This window comes from bacterium (assembly GCA_030647555.1).
Taxonomy (GTDB): Bacteria; Patescibacteriota; Andersenbacteria; order UBA10190; family CAIZMI01; genus CAIZMI01.
Map to the genome: position 1 here is coordinate 70,133 of JAUSJG010000007.1, position 22,489 is coordinate 92,621.

The 22,489-nt window shown below is 42.5% G+C and carries 26 protein-coding genes; 4 read left to right on the top strand and 22 right to left on the bottom strand.

What is annotated here, in order from left to right; all coding sequences use genetic code 11:
- Positions 1–6 precede the first annotated feature (6 nt).
- Together Q7S57_01600 and rpsL are read right to left on the bottom strand one after the other, a co-directional pair.
- Complete coding sequence (locus tag Q7S57_01600) at positions 7–249, bottom strand: hypothetical protein (GenBank protein ID MDO8511940.1); 243 nt, start codon at positions 247–249, stop codon at positions 7–9.
- A gap of 13 nt (positions 250–262) precedes the next feature.
- Positions 263–691: a 30S ribosomal protein S12 gene (gene rpsL, locus Q7S57_01605; GenBank protein ID MDO8511941.1), complete on the bottom strand. Its 429-nt coding sequence runs from the start codon at positions 689–691 to the stop codon at positions 263–265.
- A gap of 308 nt (positions 692–999) precedes the next feature.
- On the opposite strand from rpsL, the gene Q7S57_01610 reads away from it, so the two are divergent.
- The gene (locus tag Q7S57_01610; protein ID MDO8511942.1) at positions 1,000–1,977 is read left to right on the top strand and encodes a hypothetical protein; all 978 of its coding nucleotides are present in this window, start codon (positions 1,000–1,002) and stop codon (positions 1,975–1,977) included.
- Positions 1,978–2,017: 40 nt separating this feature from the next.
- On the opposite strand, the gene Q7S57_01615 is transcribed toward Q7S57_01610, so the two are convergent.
- Positions 2,018–2,641 carry a site-2 protease family protein gene (locus Q7S57_01615; GenBank protein ID MDO8511943.1) on the bottom strand — a complete coding sequence of 208 codons (624 nt, stop codon included), beginning with the start codon at positions 2,639–2,641 and terminating at the stop codon, positions 2,018–2,020.
- 287 nt (positions 2,642–2,928) lie between these two features.
- On the opposite strand from Q7S57_01615, the gene Q7S57_01620 reads away from it, so the two are divergent.
- A complete protein-coding gene (locus Q7S57_01620; protein MDO8511944.1) occupies positions 2,929–3,105 on the top strand; it encodes a L28 family ribosomal protein in 177 nt (58 codons plus the stop codon).
- 67 nt (positions 3,106–3,172) lie between these two features.
- Here the strand turns inward: Q7S57_01620 and Q7S57_01625 are convergent, their stop codons facing one another.
- Both Q7S57_01625 and Q7S57_01630 read right to left on the bottom strand, forming a co-directional pair.
- Positions 3,173–3,931, bottom strand: coding sequence for a hypothetical protein (locus tag Q7S57_01625; protein ID MDO8511945.1), 759 nt, complete (start codon positions 3,929–3,931; stop codon positions 3,173–3,175).
- Positions 3,932–4,187: 256 nt separating this feature from the next.
- Positions 4,188–4,532: a hypothetical protein gene (locus tag Q7S57_01630; protein ID MDO8511946.1), complete on the bottom strand. Its 345-nt coding sequence runs from the start codon at positions 4,530–4,532 to the stop codon at positions 4,188–4,190.
- A gap of 182 nt (positions 4,533–4,714) precedes the next feature.
- On the opposite strand from Q7S57_01630, the gene Q7S57_01635 reads away from it, so the two are divergent.
- Positions 4,715–5,083 carry a hypothetical protein gene (locus Q7S57_01635; protein MDO8511947.1) on the top strand — a complete coding sequence of 123 codons (369 nt, stop codon included), beginning with the start codon at positions 4,715–4,717 and terminating at the stop codon, positions 5,081–5,083.
- Here the strand turns inward: Q7S57_01635 and Q7S57_01640 are convergent.
- On the bottom strand, positions 5,047–5,217 hold the full coding sequence (locus Q7S57_01640) for a hypothetical protein (protein MDO8511948.1): 171 nt from the start codon (positions 5,215–5,217) through the stop codon (positions 5,047–5,049). The two genes, Q7S57_01635 and Q7S57_01640, sit on opposite strands and share 37 nt — an antisense overlap.
- Between Q7S57_01640 and Q7S57_01645 the strand changes: the two genes are divergently transcribed.
- The gene (locus Q7S57_01645; protein MDO8511949.1) at positions 5,216–5,827 is read left to right on the top strand and encodes an AIR synthase-related protein; all 612 of its coding nucleotides are present in this window, start codon (positions 5,216–5,218) and stop codon (positions 5,825–5,827) included. The genes Q7S57_01640 and Q7S57_01645 overlap by 2 nt on opposite strands.
- 53 nt (positions 5,828–5,880) lie before the next feature.
- Here the strand turns inward: Q7S57_01645 and Q7S57_01650 are convergent, their stop codons facing one another.
- From Q7S57_01650 to Q7S57_01725, 16 genes are all read right to left on the bottom strand, one after another.
- Positions 5,881–6,819, bottom strand: coding sequence for an SDR family oxidoreductase (locus Q7S57_01650; protein ID MDO8511950.1), 939 nt, complete (start codon positions 6,817–6,819; stop codon positions 5,881–5,883).
- Positions 6,820–7,547: 728 nt separating this feature from the next.
- Complete coding sequence (locus tag Q7S57_01655; protein MDO8511951.1) at positions 7,548–8,192, bottom strand: nucleoside-diphosphate kinase; 645 nt, start codon at positions 8,190–8,192, stop codon at positions 7,548–7,550.
- Positions 8,193–8,393: 201 nt separating this feature from the next.
- Complete coding sequence (locus tag Q7S57_01660; protein MDO8511952.1) at positions 8,394–9,257, bottom strand: ComEC/Rec2 family competence protein; 864 nt, start codon at positions 9,255–9,257, stop codon at positions 8,394–8,396.
- Complete coding sequence (locus Q7S57_01665) at positions 9,254–10,795, bottom strand: ComEC/Rec2 family competence protein (protein ID MDO8511953.1); 1,542 nt, start codon at positions 10,793–10,795, stop codon at positions 9,254–9,256. The genes Q7S57_01660 and Q7S57_01665 overlap by 4 nt, the downstream gene beginning before the upstream one ends.
- Before the next feature lie 260 nt (positions 10,796–11,055).
- Positions 11,056–12,228: a cell division protein FtsZ gene (ftsZ, locus tag Q7S57_01670; protein ID MDO8511954.1), complete on the bottom strand. Its 1,173-nt coding sequence runs from the start codon at positions 12,226–12,228 to the stop codon at positions 11,056–11,058.
- 316 nt (positions 12,229–12,544) lie between these two features.
- Positions 12,545–13,789: a cell division protein FtsA gene (gene ftsA, locus Q7S57_01675; protein ID MDO8511955.1), complete on the bottom strand. Its 1,245-nt coding sequence runs from the start codon at positions 13,787–13,789 to the stop codon at positions 12,545–12,547.
- 50 nt (positions 13,790–13,839) lie between these two features.
- On the bottom strand, positions 13,840–14,223 hold the full coding sequence (locus Q7S57_01680) for a diacylglycerol kinase family protein (protein ID MDO8511956.1): 384 nt from the start codon (positions 14,221–14,223) through the stop codon (positions 13,840–13,842).
- Positions 14,220–14,666 (bottom strand): rRNA maturation RNase YbeY, encoded by a 447-nt coding sequence (gene ybeY / locus Q7S57_01685; GenBank protein ID MDO8511957.1) that lies wholly within the window; start codon positions 14,664–14,666, stop codon positions 14,220–14,222. The genes Q7S57_01680 and ybeY overlap by 4 nt, the downstream gene beginning before the upstream one ends.
- Positions 14,667–14,684: 18 nt before the next feature.
- Complete coding sequence (locus tag Q7S57_01690; protein MDO8511958.1) at positions 14,685–15,845, bottom strand: hypothetical protein; 1,161 nt, start codon at positions 15,843–15,845, stop codon at positions 14,685–14,687.
- Positions 15,846–15,981: 136 nt separating this feature from the next.
- Positions 15,982–16,425 (bottom strand): GatB/YqeY domain-containing protein, encoded by a 444-nt coding sequence (locus Q7S57_01695; protein MDO8511959.1) that lies wholly within the window; start codon positions 16,423–16,425, stop codon positions 15,982–15,984.
- Between the two features lie 13 nt (positions 16,426–16,438).
- Positions 16,439–16,684, bottom strand: coding sequence for a 30S ribosomal protein S21 (gene rpsU / locus Q7S57_01700; protein MDO8511960.1), 246 nt, complete (start codon positions 16,682–16,684; stop codon positions 16,439–16,441).
- A gap of 321 nt (positions 16,685–17,005) precedes the next feature.
- Positions 17,006–18,823, bottom strand: coding sequence for a hypothetical protein (locus tag Q7S57_01705; protein ID MDO8511961.1), 1,818 nt, complete (start codon positions 18,821–18,823; stop codon positions 17,006–17,008).
- Positions 18,807–19,121, bottom strand: coding sequence for a DNA translocase FtsK 4TM domain-containing protein (locus tag Q7S57_01710; GenBank protein ID MDO8511962.1), 315 nt, complete (start codon positions 19,119–19,121; stop codon positions 18,807–18,809). Before Q7S57_01710 ends, Q7S57_01705 begins: the two co-directional genes overlap by 17 nt.
- 25 nt (positions 19,122–19,146) lie before the next feature.
- Positions 19,147–19,281: a hypothetical protein gene (locus Q7S57_01715; GenBank protein ID MDO8511963.1), complete on the bottom strand. Its 135-nt coding sequence runs from the start codon at positions 19,279–19,281 to the stop codon at positions 19,147–19,149.
- Between the two features lie 10 nt (positions 19,282–19,291).
- Positions 19,292–19,897 carry a hypothetical protein gene (locus Q7S57_01720; GenBank protein MDO8511964.1) on the bottom strand — a complete coding sequence of 202 codons (606 nt, stop codon included), beginning with the start codon at positions 19,895–19,897 and terminating at the stop codon, positions 19,292–19,294.
- A 5-nt stretch (positions 19,898–19,902) separates the two neighbouring features.
- Positions 19,903–22,437: an N-6 DNA methylase gene (locus Q7S57_01725; GenBank protein MDO8511965.1), complete on the bottom strand. Its 2,535-nt coding sequence runs from the start codon at positions 22,435–22,437 to the stop codon at positions 19,903–19,905.
- Positions 22,438–22,489: the final 52 nt, after the last annotated feature.

Consider the following 22,489-nt stretch of genomic DNA (forward strand, 5'->3'; position numbering starts at 1 on the left):
GTATATTTAAATTAAACTATTTTCACAAGTTAATTTTACGCCGGATGGTAATGTGTTTTTAAGAAGCCCCCAAATTTTCAATTTCCAATTACCAATTTTCAAATAATTATCAATTCCAAAATTTTCAAACAACGACGCGACGTTCCGTTTTGATAATTGCCCGCCACATCGGCGGGTCCGCCTGCTGGCGGAATAATTAGCAAGCTTGCTGATACCGGCCGAAATTCTATTTTTTAGAAATAATTTCATAGGTAAGAAATATCTACTTCTTTTTGTCTGATGGTTTTTTTGTTCCATAAATGGAACGACCGCGACGACGCGTTTCCACACCTTGCGTATCGAGGACGCCACGGACAACACGATAACGGACGCCGTTCAAATCTTTGACGCGACCACCACGAACCAAAACAACAGAATGTTCTTGCAAGTTATGCCCTTCACCCGGGATGTGAGCGGTAATTTCCATCCCATTGGTCAAACGCACGCGGGCAATTTTACGCAAAGCGGAATTTGGTTTGCGAGGAGTTTGCGTTCTTACCTGAATACAAACGCCCCGCTTAAACGGGCTACCCTTAGAAAGATAGACCGGACGATTTTTCAAAACATTGAACATTTTTCCCAAAGCTGGGACACGAGATTTTTTTACGGCTTGCTTGCGGGGTTTTCTGATTAACTGATTAATTGTTGGCATTGATGGCAATATAAATAGAGGATTCTTCGCAAAATCAAAAAGAAATTGCGTGTCATAGGAACTTTACGGAAAGAACGAATTGCCGTCAAGAGGCCATTAACGTGAATGCTGAATAACGAATGATGAATGATGATGCGACGTGGACAAAACATGCTTATTGGCCACCTGTCATCCTTTCCTCACAACAACTATCGATCAGAAACTCCGTCCGCAGGAATTTGCCTTTTTTCTATCTTTTATTATAATCATCCCGCGTTCGTTACACAATTTCGCCAAATTTGGCAATCGCAACTTGAGGAGCCTGAACCATGTCGACCGATTCAACAACAACAGAAACGATCACCCCTCCGCCAGTAGCAGATCCCACCAAAGAAACCGACCCGCGTTTCCCGCTTGAGCAAATTATCGGCACCGAACCGATGAAAGTTTGCAAAAATTGGGCAGACTGGTTAGACGAGTGGCAAAGCGCGGGCTTCTTCCAACGACTTGGCCTGCTTGAAGTGGGCCTTTTGATGCCCAGGACTACACGCGAAGTGGTTTGTCAGCAATTTCGATTTTTCGTTACCCTCTCCGATTACAAAACAAGCAAAGAACCTTGTATACACAACGTAAGGGAGTGGGGGGCATTAAGCGCGAAAGCCTCGGAAATGCTGGTCCGAGAAGTATTCACCAACAACGCCGACAAATATTCCCAGCCATCATGGTCTTGGCTTTTGGACACTCCAGAGTTGTTCGAAACCGTGTTGTGGTACTTCCGACCAAGGTTTTCTACCAGACAAATCAATCTTGTGGCAATCGACTACACTGACTCCGACGAATCCAAAGCCATTATGCGTAAATTTTTGCGCGATTTTTGCCGGCTGGCTTGGACCGAAGAAAAATGTGAAAAGCGACCATGGCTCGCAGAAAAACGCCCACAGATGGTTCCCATCCTTTGCGGACTAGGCGGACCGGCAATTTGGGAAGCGACGGACCAGCACGGCGTAATCAGCTTCGATGACGAATGTCTGAAAGCGCTTGAGCAAACAGTTCTTTCCGTCAAGGTCACTTTGCCACGCGACTCGGTCTATCGGTTTCCCAAAAACGTCCAGGATTCCGTGAATTGTGGCGTCGAATGTGCCCGTGTCCTTCTTGTTCTTCAGGCGATGGCCACAGAAGAACTTCGGTACACACAGATCGATGCCCACGAAGAACGAATTGCCGAATTGCGCGGACAAATGGGCCAACTACAAATGGAGCTCGCCGCTCTCGGAGGCGATCTGCCCGACGAAAAGCCAGGACAGTAATAACGACAACCGGAAGGTTAATCCTCTCCGGTTTTTTTATTTACCCCAGGAAAATATGTAGGAAAAATTCTACAGGTAACCGCACGATTACATCCAAAATCAAACCGTTGGTTAAACTATCGATAATTAATAACCCAAGAAGATACATATAGCCCTGACGTTCCATACTATAAAGCAAGCCGGCGTTGTTTTTAAAAATATAAGGCAAAATCGCCGAACCATCGAGCGGTGGTATGGGAATTAAATTAAACATCATTAATACTAAATTAATGGTAATAATCGCAATAAATAATGTTTGCAAATTTGTGCCCGCCGGCAAAAAACGAAAAATTAACGCAAAAATACAAGCCGTGAGAAAATTGGAAACCGGACCGGCCAAAGCAACCAGCAAGCGGTCACGAATCGGTTTTTTAAAATTATAAGGATTTATCGGCACCGGTTTGGCCCAACCAAAGATAAAGCCTGTCCCCGTCATTAAAAGAAGGCCCGGAATAAGAATAGAACCCACCGGATCGATATGTTTTAGCGGATTAAGACTAATTCGCCCTTCGATTCTAGCCGTAGGATCACCCAACTGATCCGCCACATAAGCGTGCGCGGACTCGTGAATGACGATGGCGAGGATAAAACCAATGATGGTGGCGAGGATAGTGAGGGTGATCATGGATGGATTATAGCACAAAGTTTGATAAAAACTTGTGTTTTAAATTTTCAATCTCGTTCCAATGATTTTAACAACTAAATTATCAATTTTCAATGACCAATTTTCAATTAATGATCAATTCTTAAATTATCAAAAGACGGCGTCATAATTGATAATTGAGCCCTTGATAATTAATTGAAAATTGGTCATTGAAAATTGATAATTTTGTCGTGGGACTACTTTTCTTGCCTAAATCACGTCTCCGTGTTAAATTCCTTCAGTATTTAATTCTATTCCCCATCCCTATGATGAAAGTTTGCCAGCGTTGCGAGAAGAAAACCCAATCTTCTTTTAGCCGAAGCCACTCGAATATCGCTTCCAAGCGTCGCCAATACCCAAACTTGCAAAAGTGCAAAATCGCCGGAATCCGGATGCTTTTGTGCGCGTCTTGTATCAAGATCGCCACAAAAGAAATGACGAAGTAAAAATCTATTTTTTAAAGAAAACCATCCCCGCGTCCGCCAACTGACAGAGCGAGGATCTTGGTAAAAATCATGCCGGACTAACTTCCGACGACTTTGTTATTTTCTTTTCAATTAATTCCGGAAATCGATTGTTTGTAATATCAAAAACTGTAATCTCAAGGAAATTAAGCTTAAGATGATTAACAATATCGTACTTACGCTTGACGTTATTGTCATATTTTTTGTTTGCCCCCTTCAAGCCAAAATATTCAATGAACAACCCATGATCTGGCAAATAAAAATCTGTATTAAGCTTTGATGACGGATAGTTTATATTTCGTTCATGTTTAATTTTGCGATCATATAACCAGTCATCGATAATTTTTTCAGTAAAAGAATCACACCAGTGCCCATCTTTTGCAAGCATACGCTTCGTAAACTTTTCCGGATTTGGAACAAACCCTGCGGCAACAATTGCGTTATTCCAACTACCGAAAAACTTCTTACAAATTCTAAATTTGTTGAGTTCATATTTCAGCGGAATACATCCATTTTTCTCATGAAATTCCTTGATCAGGCGCAAGATATCAGTCTTGTTGAATTTAATTTTGAACTGGTATTTTCTCAAACGAATTCTTGCTTTTCTTTTTTCTTCCAGTGTCCACTTATGAGCCTTTAATTTATGCCGTTCTTCAATCGCGATTTTCTGATCAAATGAAACATTAATTCCCTTTGTCCACAAAAATGCAGAACCATTGCTGATTTTTAGCTTATGAGCAATTTCACGGTGCGTGTAACCTTCTGTTCGCAACCGCCTGGCACTATCTTTGGTGATAATTGTGTACATTTGCCCCAATTAAATATTTTTTTATTGCAATAGAGTTCATTAGCCCTGATACTATTATAGTTCGGGGTGTCGTATAGTGGTAGTACATGCCCATGGGGTGGGTAGAGCCCGGTTTCGATTACCGGCGTCCCGACGATAAAAAAAGAACAGCCTGTGGCTGTTCTTTTTTTGAGTCCGGCGCTGAAAGCGCCGTTACATCTGTCTAACCTCATAAACCAACAAAAAAATACCCCGCCGTTGCTACGTGGGGCTTTGCTTATTGCTCTTCACTTTCTTCATTGCTCAGTGCGTCACGCATGCAAACACGGAAAGGAGTAATCCAAAACCGATTAGGTGAACTAGCATACTCTTTTTCCGTACAATAACCCCGACGACCGTGAAGCTCCATCGTCCCGTCAATTTCGAGCGCGTCTCCGAGTTTAACTCGTTTGAGTAGTTCGCCAGCACCAACTGGCCGGCCGTCCGACAGATGCCAACTGGTCGCGTTTGAATCAACAATCATTCGCGCCAGCAAAGGTGGTTCACCGTCAATAGGAAGCACCAAAAATAATCCGCTAGGGTTCGCTTCCCTAACAACGGCTCTAACGTTTCTTAATTGCATAACAGTGCTCCGAAAAAGTGTTGGGTAACGAACTAAAACATGATCGTATTAGCATATTTGTTTATTACTCGTCAATAATCAGCACCATTGTAAAAAAATATAAAACCCGTTATGTTACCAAATAGTTATCAGAAAACGTTTTCTGATAGTTTTGTACGTTACCCAACTCTGGAGATCGAACCATGAAAAAGACTGGACTGACTTACGGTGGTGACGCCGGCATCAACTACGAAGACATGGATCCGTTCAAAATTGAGGCGCAAGAAGAAGGCCTGAAAGTCGCGCTCGCGTTGAACTTCCCGGAAATCACAAGAACGCGCGGAGAAAGTGCTTACGTTTCCGTGACACCCAAGGGGGAATTGCTAGCGCAAGTCGTCGAGGGTCTCGGTTCGGAAAATCAGGTAGCGGATTGGCTTTACGACAATCGTAGCCTCAACTTCTTCCGTGAGATCGGTTGGAGCAATACCGCCACGGCGCTCAACGACCTCATCACGACCGGTGCCGCACCATGGACTTACATGATGTTTCTCGCCGTCGGTGCCTCAAGTTGATTCCAAAACGAACGACGGCGACGCGCCATAATCGAAGGATGCAAACTTGCCTGTCTAAAAGCCGGATGTTCATATGGCGGTGGTGAATCGCAAACACTTACCGACGGACAAGTCAGCGAAAATTCCTTCGTCATGGCCGGCTCGGCAACCGGAGTGTTTGCGCGCGAAGACGACTTAATCGATCCAGACCGCATCACGGCGGGCGACTCAATCATCTTGGTCGATAGTTCCGGCGTCCACGATAACGGCATTTCTCTTCTACGGACAATCGCCAAACAGTTGCCTCAAGGATATGACACGCGACTTCCCGACGGTTTCCGGTTCGGACCGACAATTCTGAAAGCGACGTGCATTTACGCGCCCTACATGGCCCGACTTCTCAACAATGGGATTGTTCCGCACTACGCTGTGTACATTTCCGGTCATGGCTGGTGCAAGCTGATGCGCGCGAATCAGCCGTTTGAGTACGAAATCGACACGTTGCCTCAAGAACAACCCATATTCCCGTTTATTCAGACCGCCGGTCCGGTGACGACTCGCGACATGTATAAAACCTTCAACATGGGTGCGGGATTGGCCCTGTACATCGCCCCCAAAGACGAAGAACTGGCGATCAGCCTGGCCGAACCCAGCGGTTGTACTGCTTTTCGTGGCGGTACAGTTCGCCAAAGCGACAAAAAACGGGTTTCAATTTTGCCGCTCGACATTCGGTTCGACGAATCAGATCTCCAAATCCGTTGCTAGTCCAAAGACGACAGCAACAATAAGTCACGAATCGGTCCGCCGGTTCGTTTTTTTTATATTATTCCCCTGAAATACCCAATCGTCTTTTTCAAACCTTCTTCAAGCTCCACTTTTGGTTCCCACTTTAGGAATTTTTTGGCGAGGGTGATATCAGGCTGGCGTTTCTTGGGATCGTCATCGGGAATTGTTTTGTACACTATTTCCGATTTGGAACCAATTAATTTTACAATCCGGTTTGCCAGTTCTCCAACGGTTATTTCCACCGGATTCCCCAAATTTACCGGACCAATCATTTCCGTGTTCTCCATCATGCGCACTAACCCGTCAACCAAATCATCGACGTAACAAAAACTACGCGTATGGGTTCCGTCGCCATAAATAGTAATCGGTTCGTTCTTCAACGCCTGAATAATAAAATTAGAGACCACCCGCCCATCGTTTGGATGCATCCTTGGACCATAGGTATTAAATATCCGCACAATGCGAATATCTACATTATTTTGACGGTGATAACTCATAAACAAAGATTCCGCGACACGTTTTCCTTCATCATAACAACTGCGCAAGCCAAGTGGATTAACGTTACCCCAATAAGTTTCTTTTTGCGGATGTTCGTTAGGATCGCCATACACTTCCGACGTCGATGTTTGCAAAATTCGCGCTTTCACGCGCTTGGCGAGACCCAACATATTCACTACTCCAACAGTAGAGGTTTTAATCGTTTTAATCGGATTGTATTGATAGTGCACTGGACTGGCCGGACAAGCGAGATTATAAATCTGATCCACTTCTACCGTTAACGGATCCGTCACATCGTGCCGAATCATTTCGAAATGTTTATTATCCAGAAGATGACGAACATTTTCTTTAGAACCGGTAAAAAAATTATCGGCACAAATTACCTCGTGACCATCATTCAAAAGACGCTCGCACAAGTGACTACCAATGAATCCCGCCCCACCGGTTACTAATACCGTTTTTTGGTTTTTCATCTATAAAAAGTAGCAAGATTTTACCAATATTGACAAGTAGTATACGGGTCGGACTGCTGTAGCGGTCCGACCCGCACTGGTTCGTCGCCACCAACCAAGAGGTCGGACCGCTCGGCAGTCCGACCTTATAATAGCGTTTTCATTGACAAAATAAGTAGAATAATATATACTTTTTCCTCATTGGTTGAGACCTGGTACATTTCAAAACTCATATCATAATCTTGACAATCGTTTTCACGATTGTTCTCCCGCATGGGGGTACCCAATATTCTTTGTATTGTTCGTTTATAAATTTGGTGCCTCCATGCGGGGGGTTCTTTTTTTGCGGGGGGCTACCTGCAACAGAGGAGCCTGAATATGTGGCGTAATTTTTCTGCCCGAAATATGGTCGGTTACTCGCTTTTTCTCGTAACACTCGTGTTGCTTGAACAAGTGATGATCTGGCTGGAACACTAACTTAAAGGATTTCATTCAGAGGTAGCTAGGACTGTTCTCAACAAACAGTCCTTTTTTTATGTTCAAGCTCTAAATTTTTAATTTGAAATTTGAAATTTTTAATCAATTTGAAATAAATAAATATTTTAATAACGAATTACGTCCATCGCGGTATTTCAAATTTTTATATTTCAAATTGATTTCAAATTTCAAATTAAAAATTTCAAATTCGAAGCCCCTAATACCAAATTTCCCACACAAGCGGGAAATGGTTTTTTGTCTGATAAAAAGTCCTATTTCTTTTTGGGCGTATCCCACTCCGCGTCATGCAAAACTTTATCCATGACGTTTTCGTAATCATAGATTTCAGCTTTCGTGAACCAAAGCGCGATTTCACGTTTCGCTTCATCCGGTTCCGATGACGCGTGAATCAGATTGCGAACCGAACGGCCTTCCATATTAGCCATTTCAATCGTGTCAATTGTTAAATCACCACGGATACTGCCAACATCCGCCGAAATAGGATTAGTACTGCCGACCAACTGGCGCACATTACTAATCGCGTGAGTTCCCTGCCAAACCATCGCGACGACAGGACCGATTGCCAAATAGCGACCAAGCTGATTACGAATCCACTGACCGATTTGAATCGGTGTGCGACTATCCGACAAACCATTTTTCTCCATTCCGGCTTTGGCTTTTTCACCCAACGCCGTTAAATACGCAACATCGTTTGTGTAATGCTTTTCCAAAATTTCTTTACTCGGCCAAACCATCTTCATTCCCACAAGCTTGAGACCGGCTTTTTCAAAGCGACCGATGACATCTCCAATCAAGCCACGCTGTACTCCATCCGGCTTAATCAAAACCAACGTCTGCTGACGCTTGATCTCCATTATTCTCGAATCAACCTCCGACTTTTTTTGAGATTTAGGCATATGAGTAACAATATAGGGGAAAACCCATTTATTGACAAATGAGTAATACTTGAAACCAAATGTTTATAAATACCTCCAAAATTACCAATTATCAATGACCAATTATCAATTAATTTTCAAGATTCAATTTTCAATTTGATACCGTAATTGATAATTTATGAATTGATAATTAATTGAAAATTGGGGATTGATAATTGAAAATTAGAGTTCGCATTCTTTCTCGCACCTCAATTTTACAGACCCAGACCCCACATTACTTTCCAGAGTGATCGTTCCCATCCGGTCTGTTCTCTCAACTTTTACTCCGCCAAGTCTTTTTAATGTTAATGGATTCGGATGCCCATACATATTTTTTACCCCCACTGAAATAATCGCCATCTTGGGTTTTACAAAATCCAAAAACGTGGTGCTTGAAGATGTTTTACTGCCGTGATGTCCAACCTTCAAAATATCAGCAGTCAAAACACTGCCATATTTTTTCGCTAAATAATTTTCCGTTGGTGCTTCTATGTCTCCGGTGAGTAATAACGAAACCCCCGGAACAATTAATCTTGCAACTACCGAGGCATTATTGATGTTTGTTTTGCTCCATGTGAGTAATTTTTCATCCGGCGAAAGAATGTCTAATTTAATATCATTATAAATAATAGTTTGCCCCGCCTCGGCGAAAACTATCGGAATTTTTTTATCCATAACGCTCTGGAGAAATATCCGATAATTTTTTTTATTCTCGATAATTTTTGGCAATACAACTGTTCCAACCTCATATTTTTTTACAACATATAATAATCCACCGAGATGATCTTGATCCGGGTGCGTTAGAACAACCACGTCAATTTTACGGTCCCACGCCGGACGATTTTCACCAAGACGTTGCAAAACGGTTAAGTCGGGTCCACCATCTACTAAAACATCAAAATTCCCCTGACGCATAAGAATCGCGTCACCTTGACCAACATTCATAAAACTCACAAAAACTTTGCCATCGCGAGAATTTTGCAACCACAGAGCCATACCAAGAACCAACGTCCCCACTATTATCAAAAATATCGCTCTGCGCTTCATTTTTTCGCCATATCACTTAGTTGTTCAGTGCGGACACTATTTTTGTTCACACTGAACAATTCCCGTATCGGCCAAAATTGACGCCTTGTTGAACGAGACAAAATAATCGATAGAACAAATAAAAGAAAATAAAAGAGCACAAGATATCCGGCCTTAAATTCTACCAATTGAATATTGGCACCGGGGAGTTTTGCCGAAAACTCGACTAGCCCTAAAAATATATCAGTAAGCGCGTGAGTGATAAAAAACAGAAAACCTTGAAGGAACGGTATCCAGCCAAAAATTAAAACCGCTACCCCCAAAAGCATCAAGGGTGGATAAAGCGGTGCCGCAAATACATTAGCAAGCAACCCAATAAGCGAAACCCGGCCAAATGAATAGGCGATAATCGGTGTTGTTGTAAACATCGCGCACGCGGTCATTAAAAAAATATTTTGCAAACCAAAAGATTTCGCGCGAAAAGTAAAACGTTGGCCAATGGGATAAAAAACAATTAATCCCCACATTGCCAGCGCGGATAATTGAAAACCCAAATCGGCCAACAAAATTCGCGGATTCGCCATTAGCATTAACACGACAGTCACTAAAAGAATCCGAACGCCATGGGATTTTCTTCCAGATGCCATCGCAATATAAACCGCCGCAACCATAATAACCGACCGAATACCGCTCGGAGGAAAATCAACAAGCGCGATAAATAGCGTGGCCAAAACCGCGGTAACAATCATCGCGTAAATTCGCGGTACGCCAATCATGGTTGTAATAAAAAATATCGCGATGGCCAACATACTCACGTGTTGCCCGGAAATAGCCACCAAGTGCGCTAAACCGGAATTGGAAAAGTCTGTACGCAAACTTTTTGGAACATCCCGCATATATCCCAACAATGTCGCCGAAAAAAGCCCCGCGTCCGGTTCCGGCAACAAAACAAAAAACTTCTCTCGTAAATCATTCCTTATCGTTGTAAGTTTATTTTCCGCGCCACTTTGCATCACTTGTATTCGCGGATTAAGCATCGTGGCAAAAATGCCATAACGGGCGTAATACCGACGCGGGTCAAAGTGTCCCGCGCTTAAAGAAAAATTGTCCGGTATGGCAATTTTTCCGATAAATTGAATATCATCTCCCGTTTGGATACTCTCCGAGACCGCTGTTTTTATTTCAAGCACGCCGGGCAATACATTACTTGTATTTTGAATTTTTACATTTTCAACTTGTACTTTTAGTGATAATCCGTCTTCTTCCACACTCTGAACACGGCCTTCATATTTTGAGATATTTCCGGCAACATTTTTCCAACTTGCCATGTTTTGCACATCACTCCTGACAGCCAAATCACTAAACACCAAACCCATAAGCAAAGAACCGCTAAAAATTAAGCCATATCGTACCGCCTGATACCGTCCAAAAACACAGAAAATAAAACATACAGAAAATAACAAATAGAAAACATTCGCCACAACAGGAGAAAAAGTGCTTCCAAGTATTACCCCCGCGATATACCCAACGCAGAAATACGGAATTATTTGAGGATACATAGTTTTATGATAGTACGTTTTTTGGAACAGGGTGAACACAGAACTGCCATAGCTAATTTTTAATTTGAAATTTGAAATTTTTAATCAATTTGAAATATCGTAATAGCTTAATTGAAAAACGCGCGATTATTTCAAATTTAAATATTAAAAATTGATTTCAAATTGTAAATTTCAAATTTCAAATTCGAGAGACCTTAAGAAACAAAAGCCCCGCCTTTCTTAGCGGGACTTTGTTAGTATTATCGTTTTATATCTCTACCCTAGCTTTTCATTTTTCGACGAATGAAAGTTGGTATATCCAAATCTTCTTGCGTACTCGGTTGCTGGATCGTCTTTTGCGGTGGTGGCACAACCGGGTGCGGTTGCGGTGGAGACATCGGATGTTCAACTGGTCGTGAATAAGACGGAACAGAGCTTACCGGACGTTTTGTAATCAAGGTTCGCGGTTGATCACGACGCTGTAATGGTTCTTTCTTCGCGGAATCAAAACCGGTCGCCACAACGGTGATACGCACCTCATCATTAGCTTGCGTCTCATCAATCACGGCGCCGAAAATAACGCGTGCGTTTGGATCGGCATTCTCGGTAATAATACGAGCGGCTTCTTCCACTTCATACATTCCCAAATCAGATCCACCGCTAATGTTGAACAAAATACCTTTCGCGCCATCAATGGAAACCTCCAAAAGCGGGCTATCGATGGCCGCCCTGGCGGCCTCAACGGCACGATTCTCACCCGTCGCTCGACCTATCCCCATTAAAGCAGAACCTGCGTCGGACATAATTGCCCTGACGTCGGCAAAATCGACATTAACCATACCGTGTTCTGTAATCAAATCCGTAATACCCTGAACACCTTGGCGCAACACATCGTCCACAATTCGGAACGCATCCAAAAGTGAGGTTTTTTTGTCGATTACTTGAAGTAAACGGTCGTTTGGAATTACGACGGCCGCGTCCACACGTTCACATAATTCCGCCAATCCTTCATCGGCGATAATACGGCGTGCCTGTCCTTCAAACGAAAACGGTTTGGTAACAATCGCGATTGTTAAAGCACCGCTTTCTTTGGCGATCTCCGCCACAATCGGCATCGCTCCTGTTCCGGTTCCACCACCTTCACCACCGGCAACAAAAACCATATCGCTCCCTTTTAGCGCTTCATGAATTTCCTCGCGACTTTCTTCCGCGGCTTGCTGACCGACAGACGGATCCATACCGGCACCTAAACCCCTTGTAAGAGTTTGACCGATGTGAATCTTTTGATCCGCGCCGGAATGATGCAAAGCCTGCGCGTCCGTATTGACCGCAATAAATTCCACTCCTTTTATTTTTGCCTCAACCATTCTATTCAATGCCGCGTTGCCGGATCCGCCGACACCAACGACTTTTATTTTTGGAAGTGTTTCTATTTTTGGTTTGACTTCTGCCATAAATCTTTGTTTCAATTCCTTAGTGGGTAACACGGCCAGAATAACACTTCAAAAAACCTTGTCAAACAAGCATTTGTTAAACCTGAACACTATTATTGTTCACGATGAACAATAAATGTATATATTTGCCATCTACGCATATGAAGAACGCATTAATTTAAAAGATGTATTTGGTATTTTGTATATGGTATATGGAGCGTAGAAAGCTTGCTGGTTTTCATATACTATATACCAAATACTATATACTTTTTCTAAACCAATTTTAAATAAAAAGACCCACCATGGTGGGTTAGCAAATTCAAAACAGCACCTATTACTAAGGCATCAACGACCGAAACCACCCGCGAATTTTTGTTACTGTTGGGCCAACGGACGATAAATTCGGCATCTTTGAACTCGGTTTTGATTGATGCGTGTCCATGGTATGAAAAATCAATCCAACCGCCGTGGCCCATGCCGGATCATATATTTCATCAACAATTCCCGGCAATGGTTGCGGATAACCCAACTGCGCCGGTAACCGTAATTCTTTTTTTGCCAGTTCAACAACGCCGTGCATTTTTGCGCCCCCGCCGGTAAGAACCACACCGGCCGGCAACAACCCTGAACGTTGCACCATTTTTAATTCTTTATTAACCATTAAAAATATCTCCGCCAATCTTGCCTCAATAATTTCCGCGACATGACGACGCGGAATTTCAGTCTCTTCTTCCTGTTCATCCATATGTTTCAAATTGATAATTTGCGTTTTCTTTACTTCGTCCGGTATGGCTGTGCCCAATTCGACCTTAATTTTTTCCGCCACGTCAATTGAAGACCTTAAACCGATCGCGATGTCATTGGTAATATGCATCGATCCAATCGGCAATGTTGCCGTTTGAAGCAAACGGTTTTCTTCAAAAACGGCAATATTTGTCGTGCCACCGCCCAAATCTATTAAAATTACACCAAGTTCTCTTTGTCTCTTGGAAAGAACCGCCTTCGCGGCAGATAACGGCGCGTAAACCAAATCTTCCACGGTCACACCCGCCTGATAAACACACTTCGTTAAATTTTTTATAAATGGCGCGGACCCCTCAATAATATGGGCGTCCACTTCCAATCTAACACCCGTCATCCCCAACGGATCGGTAATGCCATCCTGACTATCCACAACAAACTGTTGTGGAACAACATGAAGTATTTCTCGATTTGATGGAATAGAAATTGCTTGCGCCGCATTAATCACGCGCGTGATATCGTCTTCACTGATTTCTCCATCGGCGCGAGACACCGCAATTACACCGCGACTGTTTTGAGAAGAAATATGCGCCCCCCCAATACTAACCGTGGCATGCTCAATCGGCGAACCGGCCATTTGTTCCGCCCGATCCAAAGCACTACTCACAGATTGAATCGTTTCTTCCACGTCGGTAACGACCCCTTTTTGAATACCGGAAGATGGAACTACGCCAATCCCCACCACCGAAGGTTTTTCATTTTCCGGCGATCGAACCGCCACCACAACTCGCGTTGTGGTAGTGCCGACGTCTAAACCTACGATTAAATCTTCTTTAGCCATAATTCTTATACGTTATCATACCACGATAAACAACAAACAATTTACTCCCTCTAATTGCCATCACTTAAATTCGTTAAGCAATACCCCGCTGTTTTGTTTAACAGAGGTGGAATGAAAATAAATAGTCCCACCAATACCGCGCAAATAGACGCCAAAAGCACGGCGGCGGCGGCCAAATCCTTTGTTTTTTTAATGGCTAAATGTTGCTCCGGATGCACCCGATCCGCGAACGATTCTATTGCCGAATTAACATATTCCATCGCTATTACAAAAAAGATCGTCAAAATAAGCACCGCCCAATCAAGCGACGACAAACAAACAAAAAAACTGGCAATAAAAACCACCACACCAACAATGATATGTAGACGAATCGAACGATCGTGTTTTATCCCCACCATAAGGCCATGGAGTGCATATTTAAGGCGTCGAATCATATCTTTTCAAAAAAATTAATAATTTTGTTCGAAACTTTTTCCATCTCGTCCTGTTTCAGATCGGTATCATGATCATATCCGCACAAATGCAATAAACCATGTACCACCAAAAAATTCAATTCTTTTTTTTCTTCCCTGCCTTTGTTTATTGAATTTTTTAGCGCAAATTTTGGGTTTATTACGATATCACCCAAAGAAACATTCCCCTCGGGATCTTTATCAAAAATACTGTCGTCCTGAAGTGGAAAAGACAAAACATCCGTTATTTTATTAATTTTTCTAGTGATTCTATTCAGTTTACGAATTTCCGCATCATCCACAAAAAAAATGTTTACCTTTGATTCTTTTGGTAAATTTAAAACTTTCCCCGCGCATCGCATTAATTCTTCAATAACATCCGCGGAGACGCGCATCTTAGTATTATTTTCAAACTCAACCTTCATGTTTCTTTCCGGAAAATACTAGATACTACAACGCGCCGGACCGGAAAGTTTGTCGTTGGGAGACGCAATGAACGGATTATACCCATTAACAACTTCTTGACCATCCAAATACCCATCTCCATCCGTATCCGGATTATTTACATCCGTCCCCCAACATTTTTCATCGGGATCCGCCAAACCATCACGATCGGTATCAAGTTTTCCACCACTCACTAACGGGTCGTAACCGGCATCAATTTCTTGCTTATCGGTGTATCCATCCCCATCCGTGTCGGCTTTAAATGGGTCCGTGCCCAACTTGGTTTCTTGCGCGTCAGTTAGCCCATCACCATCCGAATCGGTCAATAAAAGCGTATCCGCGCTTGGCGTCGGTGAAGCAACGACAATATCGGATGAAGGATTTGGCGTAAATAATGATGAGTCTGTTGGTGACGTAGGTGGTGGTGTACTACCGGAACGAGTCAAAAAATACCAAAGCGACATAAAAATTACCGCGATAAATAACAGCAACACAATGACAACAATCGCCAATCGTCGCGGGCGAATATTTCGATCAACACTGGCCTCCGGTGGCGCGGTGGGCGGTGGGACACTTTTTCCCGATGCCTTAATATCATCATCACCGGATTTATTTAGAAGTTCCTCGATATCGTTTTCAACAGCACTTTCCGGAGCCACGGGCGCCCTCGGCACTCCAATTTTTGACCTCACCGATACGGTGTCAACAATTTCTTTAGCGGACGGTTCTTCTTTTACCTTATCAATCAACGCGTCTTTCTCTTTAATAACTTCAGGGATATTTTTTGGCCCTCTGCTTATAGACGAACCTTTTAACGCGGTACCTATGCCAAATTTAGCGGTAGAACTCTTCATCGGACTCGTGGGTGCGGACGGTAACGGACCCCTCACACCAGGCACAATCTTTGGTATCGATCTCGGGACGGCTGGAATTTCTTTAACGAGTTTTTCGTCGATAAATTTTACTTCATTAGGCAAATCATCCGAAACATCATCCACAAACGGTAAATCGGCAGGAGGTTCAACTCCGCCCCGCTTTGGCAAACTAGGTATCCCCATTGATGAACTCTTTGGTAAAGCGGGTTTTGCCCCGGCACCCAAAATATCATCGGATGAATTTGTTCCCTGATTATCCCCTGAATTTGTTGTTTGTGTGTCCATAATGTTAATTTATGCTTTATTACGATTTATTAAGTATGATGCATAACCTCACTTTTATTCAAGGCCATTAAATGAATGATGATATATGATTTATGAATGTTGGATGACATATTCATCGTTCGCGTTTCATAAATCATTATTCATTAATCATTCTTTCAACAACCGCTTTCACCCGTCCCCCATCCACTTGTCCTTTTAATTTCCCAAGAATCGCGCCGGTAATCTTGCCAATGTTTTTTTCACCGGTAATTTGGCCGATAAAATCCACCACAAATTTTTCCAGATCGGCATCGGAAATTTGTGCCGGCAAATATGCCTCCAAAATTTTCTGCTCCGCGAGCTCTTTTTCAGAATCGGCCATACGTCCCCCTTTCGCAAAAGCTTCCGACGCTTCGCGCCGTTTTTTAATCTCTCGCTGAACAATCTTTTGAAGTTCCTCATTTGGAAGTTCTTCCAGCCTTAACGCAATCTTTTGATTTGTTATTTGAGACTGAAGCAGGCGCAAGGTGGAAAGACGCAGAACATCGCCAGCCTTCAAGCTCAAGCGCAAGTCTGCCGTTATTTGTTCAGCGAGCGTCATTTATTATATAGTTTTAAAAACCGCCGGAACGTTCGTGAGTACGTTCTTCCAATTTGCCCAATTTCTTTAACGTATCTCTTTCATCCTTAAGTTCGGTTTTGCGAATCGCTTCTTTTCTCTGGCGTTGCTTGCTTTTCGGACGTTCGTAATAACGGACCTTTTTGGCCTGAATAATCACTCCGCTTTGTTGCACCTTACGGTGAAAGCGACGCAAAAGACTATCGAGCGATTCGTGCTCTTTTTTCTTCACTTCAAACATGAATAAAACTCACCTCTTTCTTTAAATTTGAATGCCTAAATAGTAACAGGGCAACCAAAAAGTGTCAAAATTCTGTAGACAACCGTCAAACAGGGTCCGTCCCTGCACGCCAGGGTCGGACCCTGATCGGCGTAGTAAAAAGTTTTCGTCGTCGCATACCCCTCTTTCCACACCACACGTAACTTTAGTAAAATGTGGTTTCAAAGAGAGCCACCCATTTGGGCGAGTCGCTCTGATGAGCGGGAATCAGCGTCGTCGAGAGGGTGCGTCCCTGCCGAGCAGGGTCGGACCCTGATTTGCGTCAAAAAAGTTTTCATCGCGTCACCGTAACGTCGCACCAAGCAACCGCCGTTTCATCTCCAATAGGACTTCAATCGTCTGCTGACTGATTTTCTCTTTCCCGATAATTTTATCAACTTCATATGCAAACTTGTTGCGAAGATCGTCTACTTTATCCATGTAATTAACAGGCTTATTCTTCTTTTCTTTTAGTAATCCCTCTTCAAAGTCGCTCAAGAAATTTCGCAAATCACTTAACGGTTTGTCTAGCTTTTCATAATCACCCTTGATTATCGAAGGGTCATTAGCTTTTTTCTTATCCAAAAGTGTTACCAATATTTTTTGAATCGCGACAACCGCATCACCAATCTTCTCGCCGATTTTTACACCATCCGTTTCCGATACCGTCTCATCAACGGTCTTGACTTCATTCATACCAATCACTCCTTCTTTGCTTTCATCGAAAACACCGTTGTTATTAACATAAGTTGAATCAACGTAGTAATCTCCGGCGGTGTTACCGCTTATTTTGAGCGTATACTTCCCTACTTTTGGATTACGAATGGTAACAAGGATAATATCGTCAGGGTCGGAAGGGTCATCGTCAAAATTGGCATTGTCTTCACCGAGTTGGTTTTCAGTCCGTGAAAGTAGCTTCCCGTCGGGATCGGTCACTTCGAAAGCGACGTTGGGAGAGACGGTAAAGGAGAGCATACTGTCGGGAGCGACATATTCATCGCCATCCGCTCTGGCAAACGGTGTAATCAGGAGATTTTGTGCCAACGCGCGAAACGGCTGGGGTAAATACCACATGATTGGTGGATTAATAAACCACGGAATTGTAAAACGTGCGTCATCGGGAATTTTGATATGCGAAGTACCCTCCAACTGGAAATCATCAATTTCGGAAATACCGGCACTGGCTACTAAAACGGTTTCATCTCCCTGCGTTGAGTTTGCCACTGGCGGATCTGGAATCGGATGGCCATCGCGCCAACGCGCGAGTGTTGCGTCCGCCTGTTCATCAACGGGGTTCACGGTAATTTCTCCCATTGTTTTTCCGGTCAAACCATAATAAATTCGCGTGTTATCACCGACGTGTGATTTCAGAACAGCGATATTGTTGTTCAGGTTGATAAGGAAATCGTTTTTGTCTTTCATCTCACTCAACGTCACCATTCCCGCTCCGTCTCTGACAAAGGGCACGGTGGGCAACAAGTCCTTAATTGACGGGAAGAATTCGCGGAAAGAGAGAGGGGGAAGGATGTCTTTTTTGTTACGTGTTCTTTTTAATGACCACTGAATATTATTAAAAAATGATTTATAAAAATAGTTCCAACTCTGCGGATATAGCCCTCCCTCCCAGACAACATATGCATCCGACGCCCCATAATTTGGCGTTCCCATCATTACCAATTTATTAACATCGTGCCCGTAACTATCGTTTTGAATATACGCACGCGAAAGCAAACCGCCCATACTGTGTGCTACCAAATCAACGTGGTCTTGCCCGCTGATGCGTTTCGCTTCATCAATCTTCGGTTTTAGATATTTCGACCAATTTTCTGAAACGGGTTTCCGCCAATCGTAATGGGCGATAAAAAGTGTTTTTCCTTCTTCAAAACCCCTTGCCTTCAACTCATTTATTAACGCTTTGTAAACGTTTCCACCCCACACAAAACCCCATTTGTTATCTTCTTTGTCCTGGTACATCAGTTTTTTATCGAACGATGCCAACATTCCCGGAACAATCACGACGGGGCAAACAGGATCACATCCGGCGTGAACAGCGAGTGCAGGACTAAAAAGAACAAGAACAGAAAGAACGATGTTGAATAATTGTCTATATTTGTCCGCCATAAATTCCACGGACAGTTATCCCGCCCATTATTTCAATAATCCACCACGGCAAATTATATCCAAGCCAAAAAAGTATAGCACTAACAATAATTACTATAATAATCATCTTTTTTGTAATTTCCCTTTTTTTCTTTTTTTGCCACAGAAGCCAAGCCCAGGGAAGTATGACAAGTACATATGAAAGATAAATTGTTGAATATCCCAACAAAGCAGCAGTTATTCCAGCCATTTTATCTGAAAAAGTCGGATACCCCGCAGGATTCTCCCCCAACAACTTCAATAACATATCCACAATCATATTTATATTTTAGCACTCCGCAGCTTTAATACAAATATATGGCGATACAAGAAACATCCGGCTCCCCTTTCCGTGTTTGGCCACCATGAGCAGTAGTAGCAAAACGAGTTGCTTTTTGAAGATTAACAAAAGTACCTGACATTTTTAGATTATCCTTCATACATATTTAATCAAATAATTACAGAGCGTACCGCCATTCGATCTAATGAATTATTATATTTCTGAAGTAATTCAGGGTTTTTTTCGATAATTAATAAGTTGTAATATTTTTGCCATGCTTTCTTAAAATCACGAAAATATGCGTTATTATGAAACCTTAATCTTTTATCAACAATTTGCACGCCAGCATCTTTATCAATACATCCTTCACAATAAAAAATACCTTCTCCGTCAGTATATCCATCTGATTGATTTTGAACCAATGAATCTGCTTTTATAAAATATTCGTGTGCTAAACCACAACGAAATAGCGTATAAATATTTCCTTCCTTGTCTATGAAATCTACATCCTTAAATTTCTGCTTAAATTCTTTGTAGTGATTCTTATCACTATTCCACTCAAAAAACTCCAGCGCCTTATTAAACTGTTCTTGACTTTTTCCCTGTAAACCAAGCGTTCCATTTGCAAGTCCACCAAGAAATTCTGTGTTAGATAACAGAGCCAAAGCCACAGTATAATTTGCTTTCGCCTTGATACAATTTTGAATATCGTTAAAGATAAAACCAAAAATATATTTCTTAAAGTATTCTTTTATTAACTCTTCATTTCTTTCCATATTTTTTATTTCTCCCAAAGTTTAGCGATAGCTTCTTTGGTTTTTTGTTCGTAGATTTCGATCAGTTTTTTGGCGGATTCTACCAATGCGCGCTCGGCTTCGATTTTTTCCACTATTTGTTTTTGTATGGCGAGAGATGGAAGAGGAATTTCTATCTCAAGAAGATTTCCTTTACTAATTCTTTGTCTTGTGGCCCCCGATAAATCAGAGTTGATTCTCTTCTGATATTCATCGGTTTGGGTTATTGATACAAAATATTTTGCATTAATTGGATTATCAAACCGAAAAATTGTACAGTCTACAGCTGTTATTGTTCTTTTGTTTATTTCTGGAAGTATACAGGCTCGTCCGACAGGATCTGGTAATCTTGATAGTAATACATCTCCAACAAAAATTTCTGTGCATTTTAATCTCTTAAATGTCTCATTAGAAATATATCTTTCTTTGCCGGCCTTATCTATGTATTCACCAATACCAACATTACCCGTCTGAATTAACCTAATCCCACTATCAGATTGGTCTTTTGATTCTATCCAATCGCCATCATCAATAAATTTTGCAATCCTGCCCAACTTCACCTTTTTCCACTCGGGGTCGATGTCGATTTTGGGTTTCCAGTTTTGGACTATTTGTTTGGCTCCGGCGATTATACTCGCGTAGCCGTCCAACTCCGCCACAATTTGTTCTTGAATTTCGAGAGGCGGAAGAGGGATTTGAAGTCTTTCAAAATTTGATTTTGAAATTTCAGCAAAAGTGCCTCCACTCGACATTGCTTTCATTTCATCAACCAACTCTGTAAGTGCCCACGCTATGTACATATAGTCGGTTAATTTTTTATCACGGATGACTACATTTTTGAAGCCTTGATTAGTGGCCAACTCAATAGAATTTGTAGCTATTCTTCCAATAGTAGCCCGTGAGGATACAAGTACAGAATGTCTGGGTAGTAGTTTGGCGGATGAATTTTTCAGCCCATCCTTTGTTATTTTTCTCTGCGTTTCTTTTATGTCATTCAACAAATTACTTGCAGGTAAATCTACTAACGTCGCCCAATTTACATCTCCATTCCAATATTTTTCATTTTTCGAGTCTGGAGTACCACCTGATTCAATATTAAAATATTTTTCATTTCCCAACTTCACCATTGGCCACTTGGCATTGGTGTAGTCGGTGGCGATGCGGTAGCGATCGCCGGAGAGGTTATAGTCGCCATTTTCGGCAATTTTTTCTTTTAATACGGCGACAGCCAGAGATTGCTTCCCCACTTCGCCAAGGCTTCGAGAGGCAGGCGCAATGACGGGCGACGCTTGCCATTTTTTTAGGATTTCCAAAGCTATCGGCAAATCGTTTTTGCTGATTGGTCGCTTGGTCGCGCCGAGGTCAAAGCCGTCTTGTTCTATTTTTACAAACAGAATTTCTTTGCTTTGTTTTGCCAGCTCATTATTGAAAAGCAAAATACTCGTTTTCACTCCGCTGTATGGCGCAAATACGCCAGACGGCAAACTAACTACTGCATAAAGTCCGTCCTCTACGAGATTTTTGCGAAGCTGTTTGTGCGCTGTGCCTGATTGAAAGATAATTCCTTCCGGCACAATGATACCGGCGCGTCCCTTTGGTCGCAGGTGGTTCATAATGTAATCAACAAACAAAACTTCTGAACGACTTGATTGAACACTGAATTTGCTGTGCGGTTTGATCCCGCCTTTTGGTGACATAAACGGTGGATTGGCGAGAATCACATCAAACTTATCATTCCAGCGTTCTTCACTGGAAAGTGAGTCGTATTGGAAAATCTTAGGATTTTTGAACTGATGCAAATACATATTGACCTGCGCAATACGCACCATCGTCGGGTCTATATCATAACCCTCAAAATTGTTCATTATTTTCTTTCGCTCATCTGGCGTTAGTGATTTTTCTTTCTTGTCCGGATCATCTTTACCGTCATGTTGTTCCAGAATATGTTGGTACGACTTCATCAAAAACCCGCCCGTGCCACAAGCGGGATCAAGCACTTTGTCATCTTTCGTTGGATTTACAACATCGACAATAAAATCAATGATGTGGCGAGGCGTGCGAAATTGCCCAGCGTCCCCCTGGCTCGACATAACGGAAAGCAGATATTCGTAAGCGTTACCGAGTTCCTCCGGATGAGAGTAGTCAAAGTAATCAATCTCTTTCAAAAATAGTCCGAGCGTTTCGGGTGAGCGATACGGCAAAAAAGCGGATTTAAAAATTCCACGGAAAAGTTCCGGCAATTGTTTGGCTTCGGAAAACTTCAACAGCGCATCGGAATATAAATTCATGCGCTCCTGATTTCCCATCCGCGCGTCCATTAATCGTGTCCAGGCATAACGCTCTAAATTACCAACGAAAAAAGATGGTTCGCCACCCGCCTTGATAGCCGCTTGATCCATATCATCCATAAATTTGTAAATCAGCGCGTTGGTAATTTGATCGATTTGCGATGTGGGATTTGGCACGACGCCAACCAATACTTGGCGAGCCGCGTCGATATGACGTTTTGTGTCTGCGTTCATATTATTTCAATTTTTTAAGATTAACCGCCTTTCTACTACATTCTCACTACAT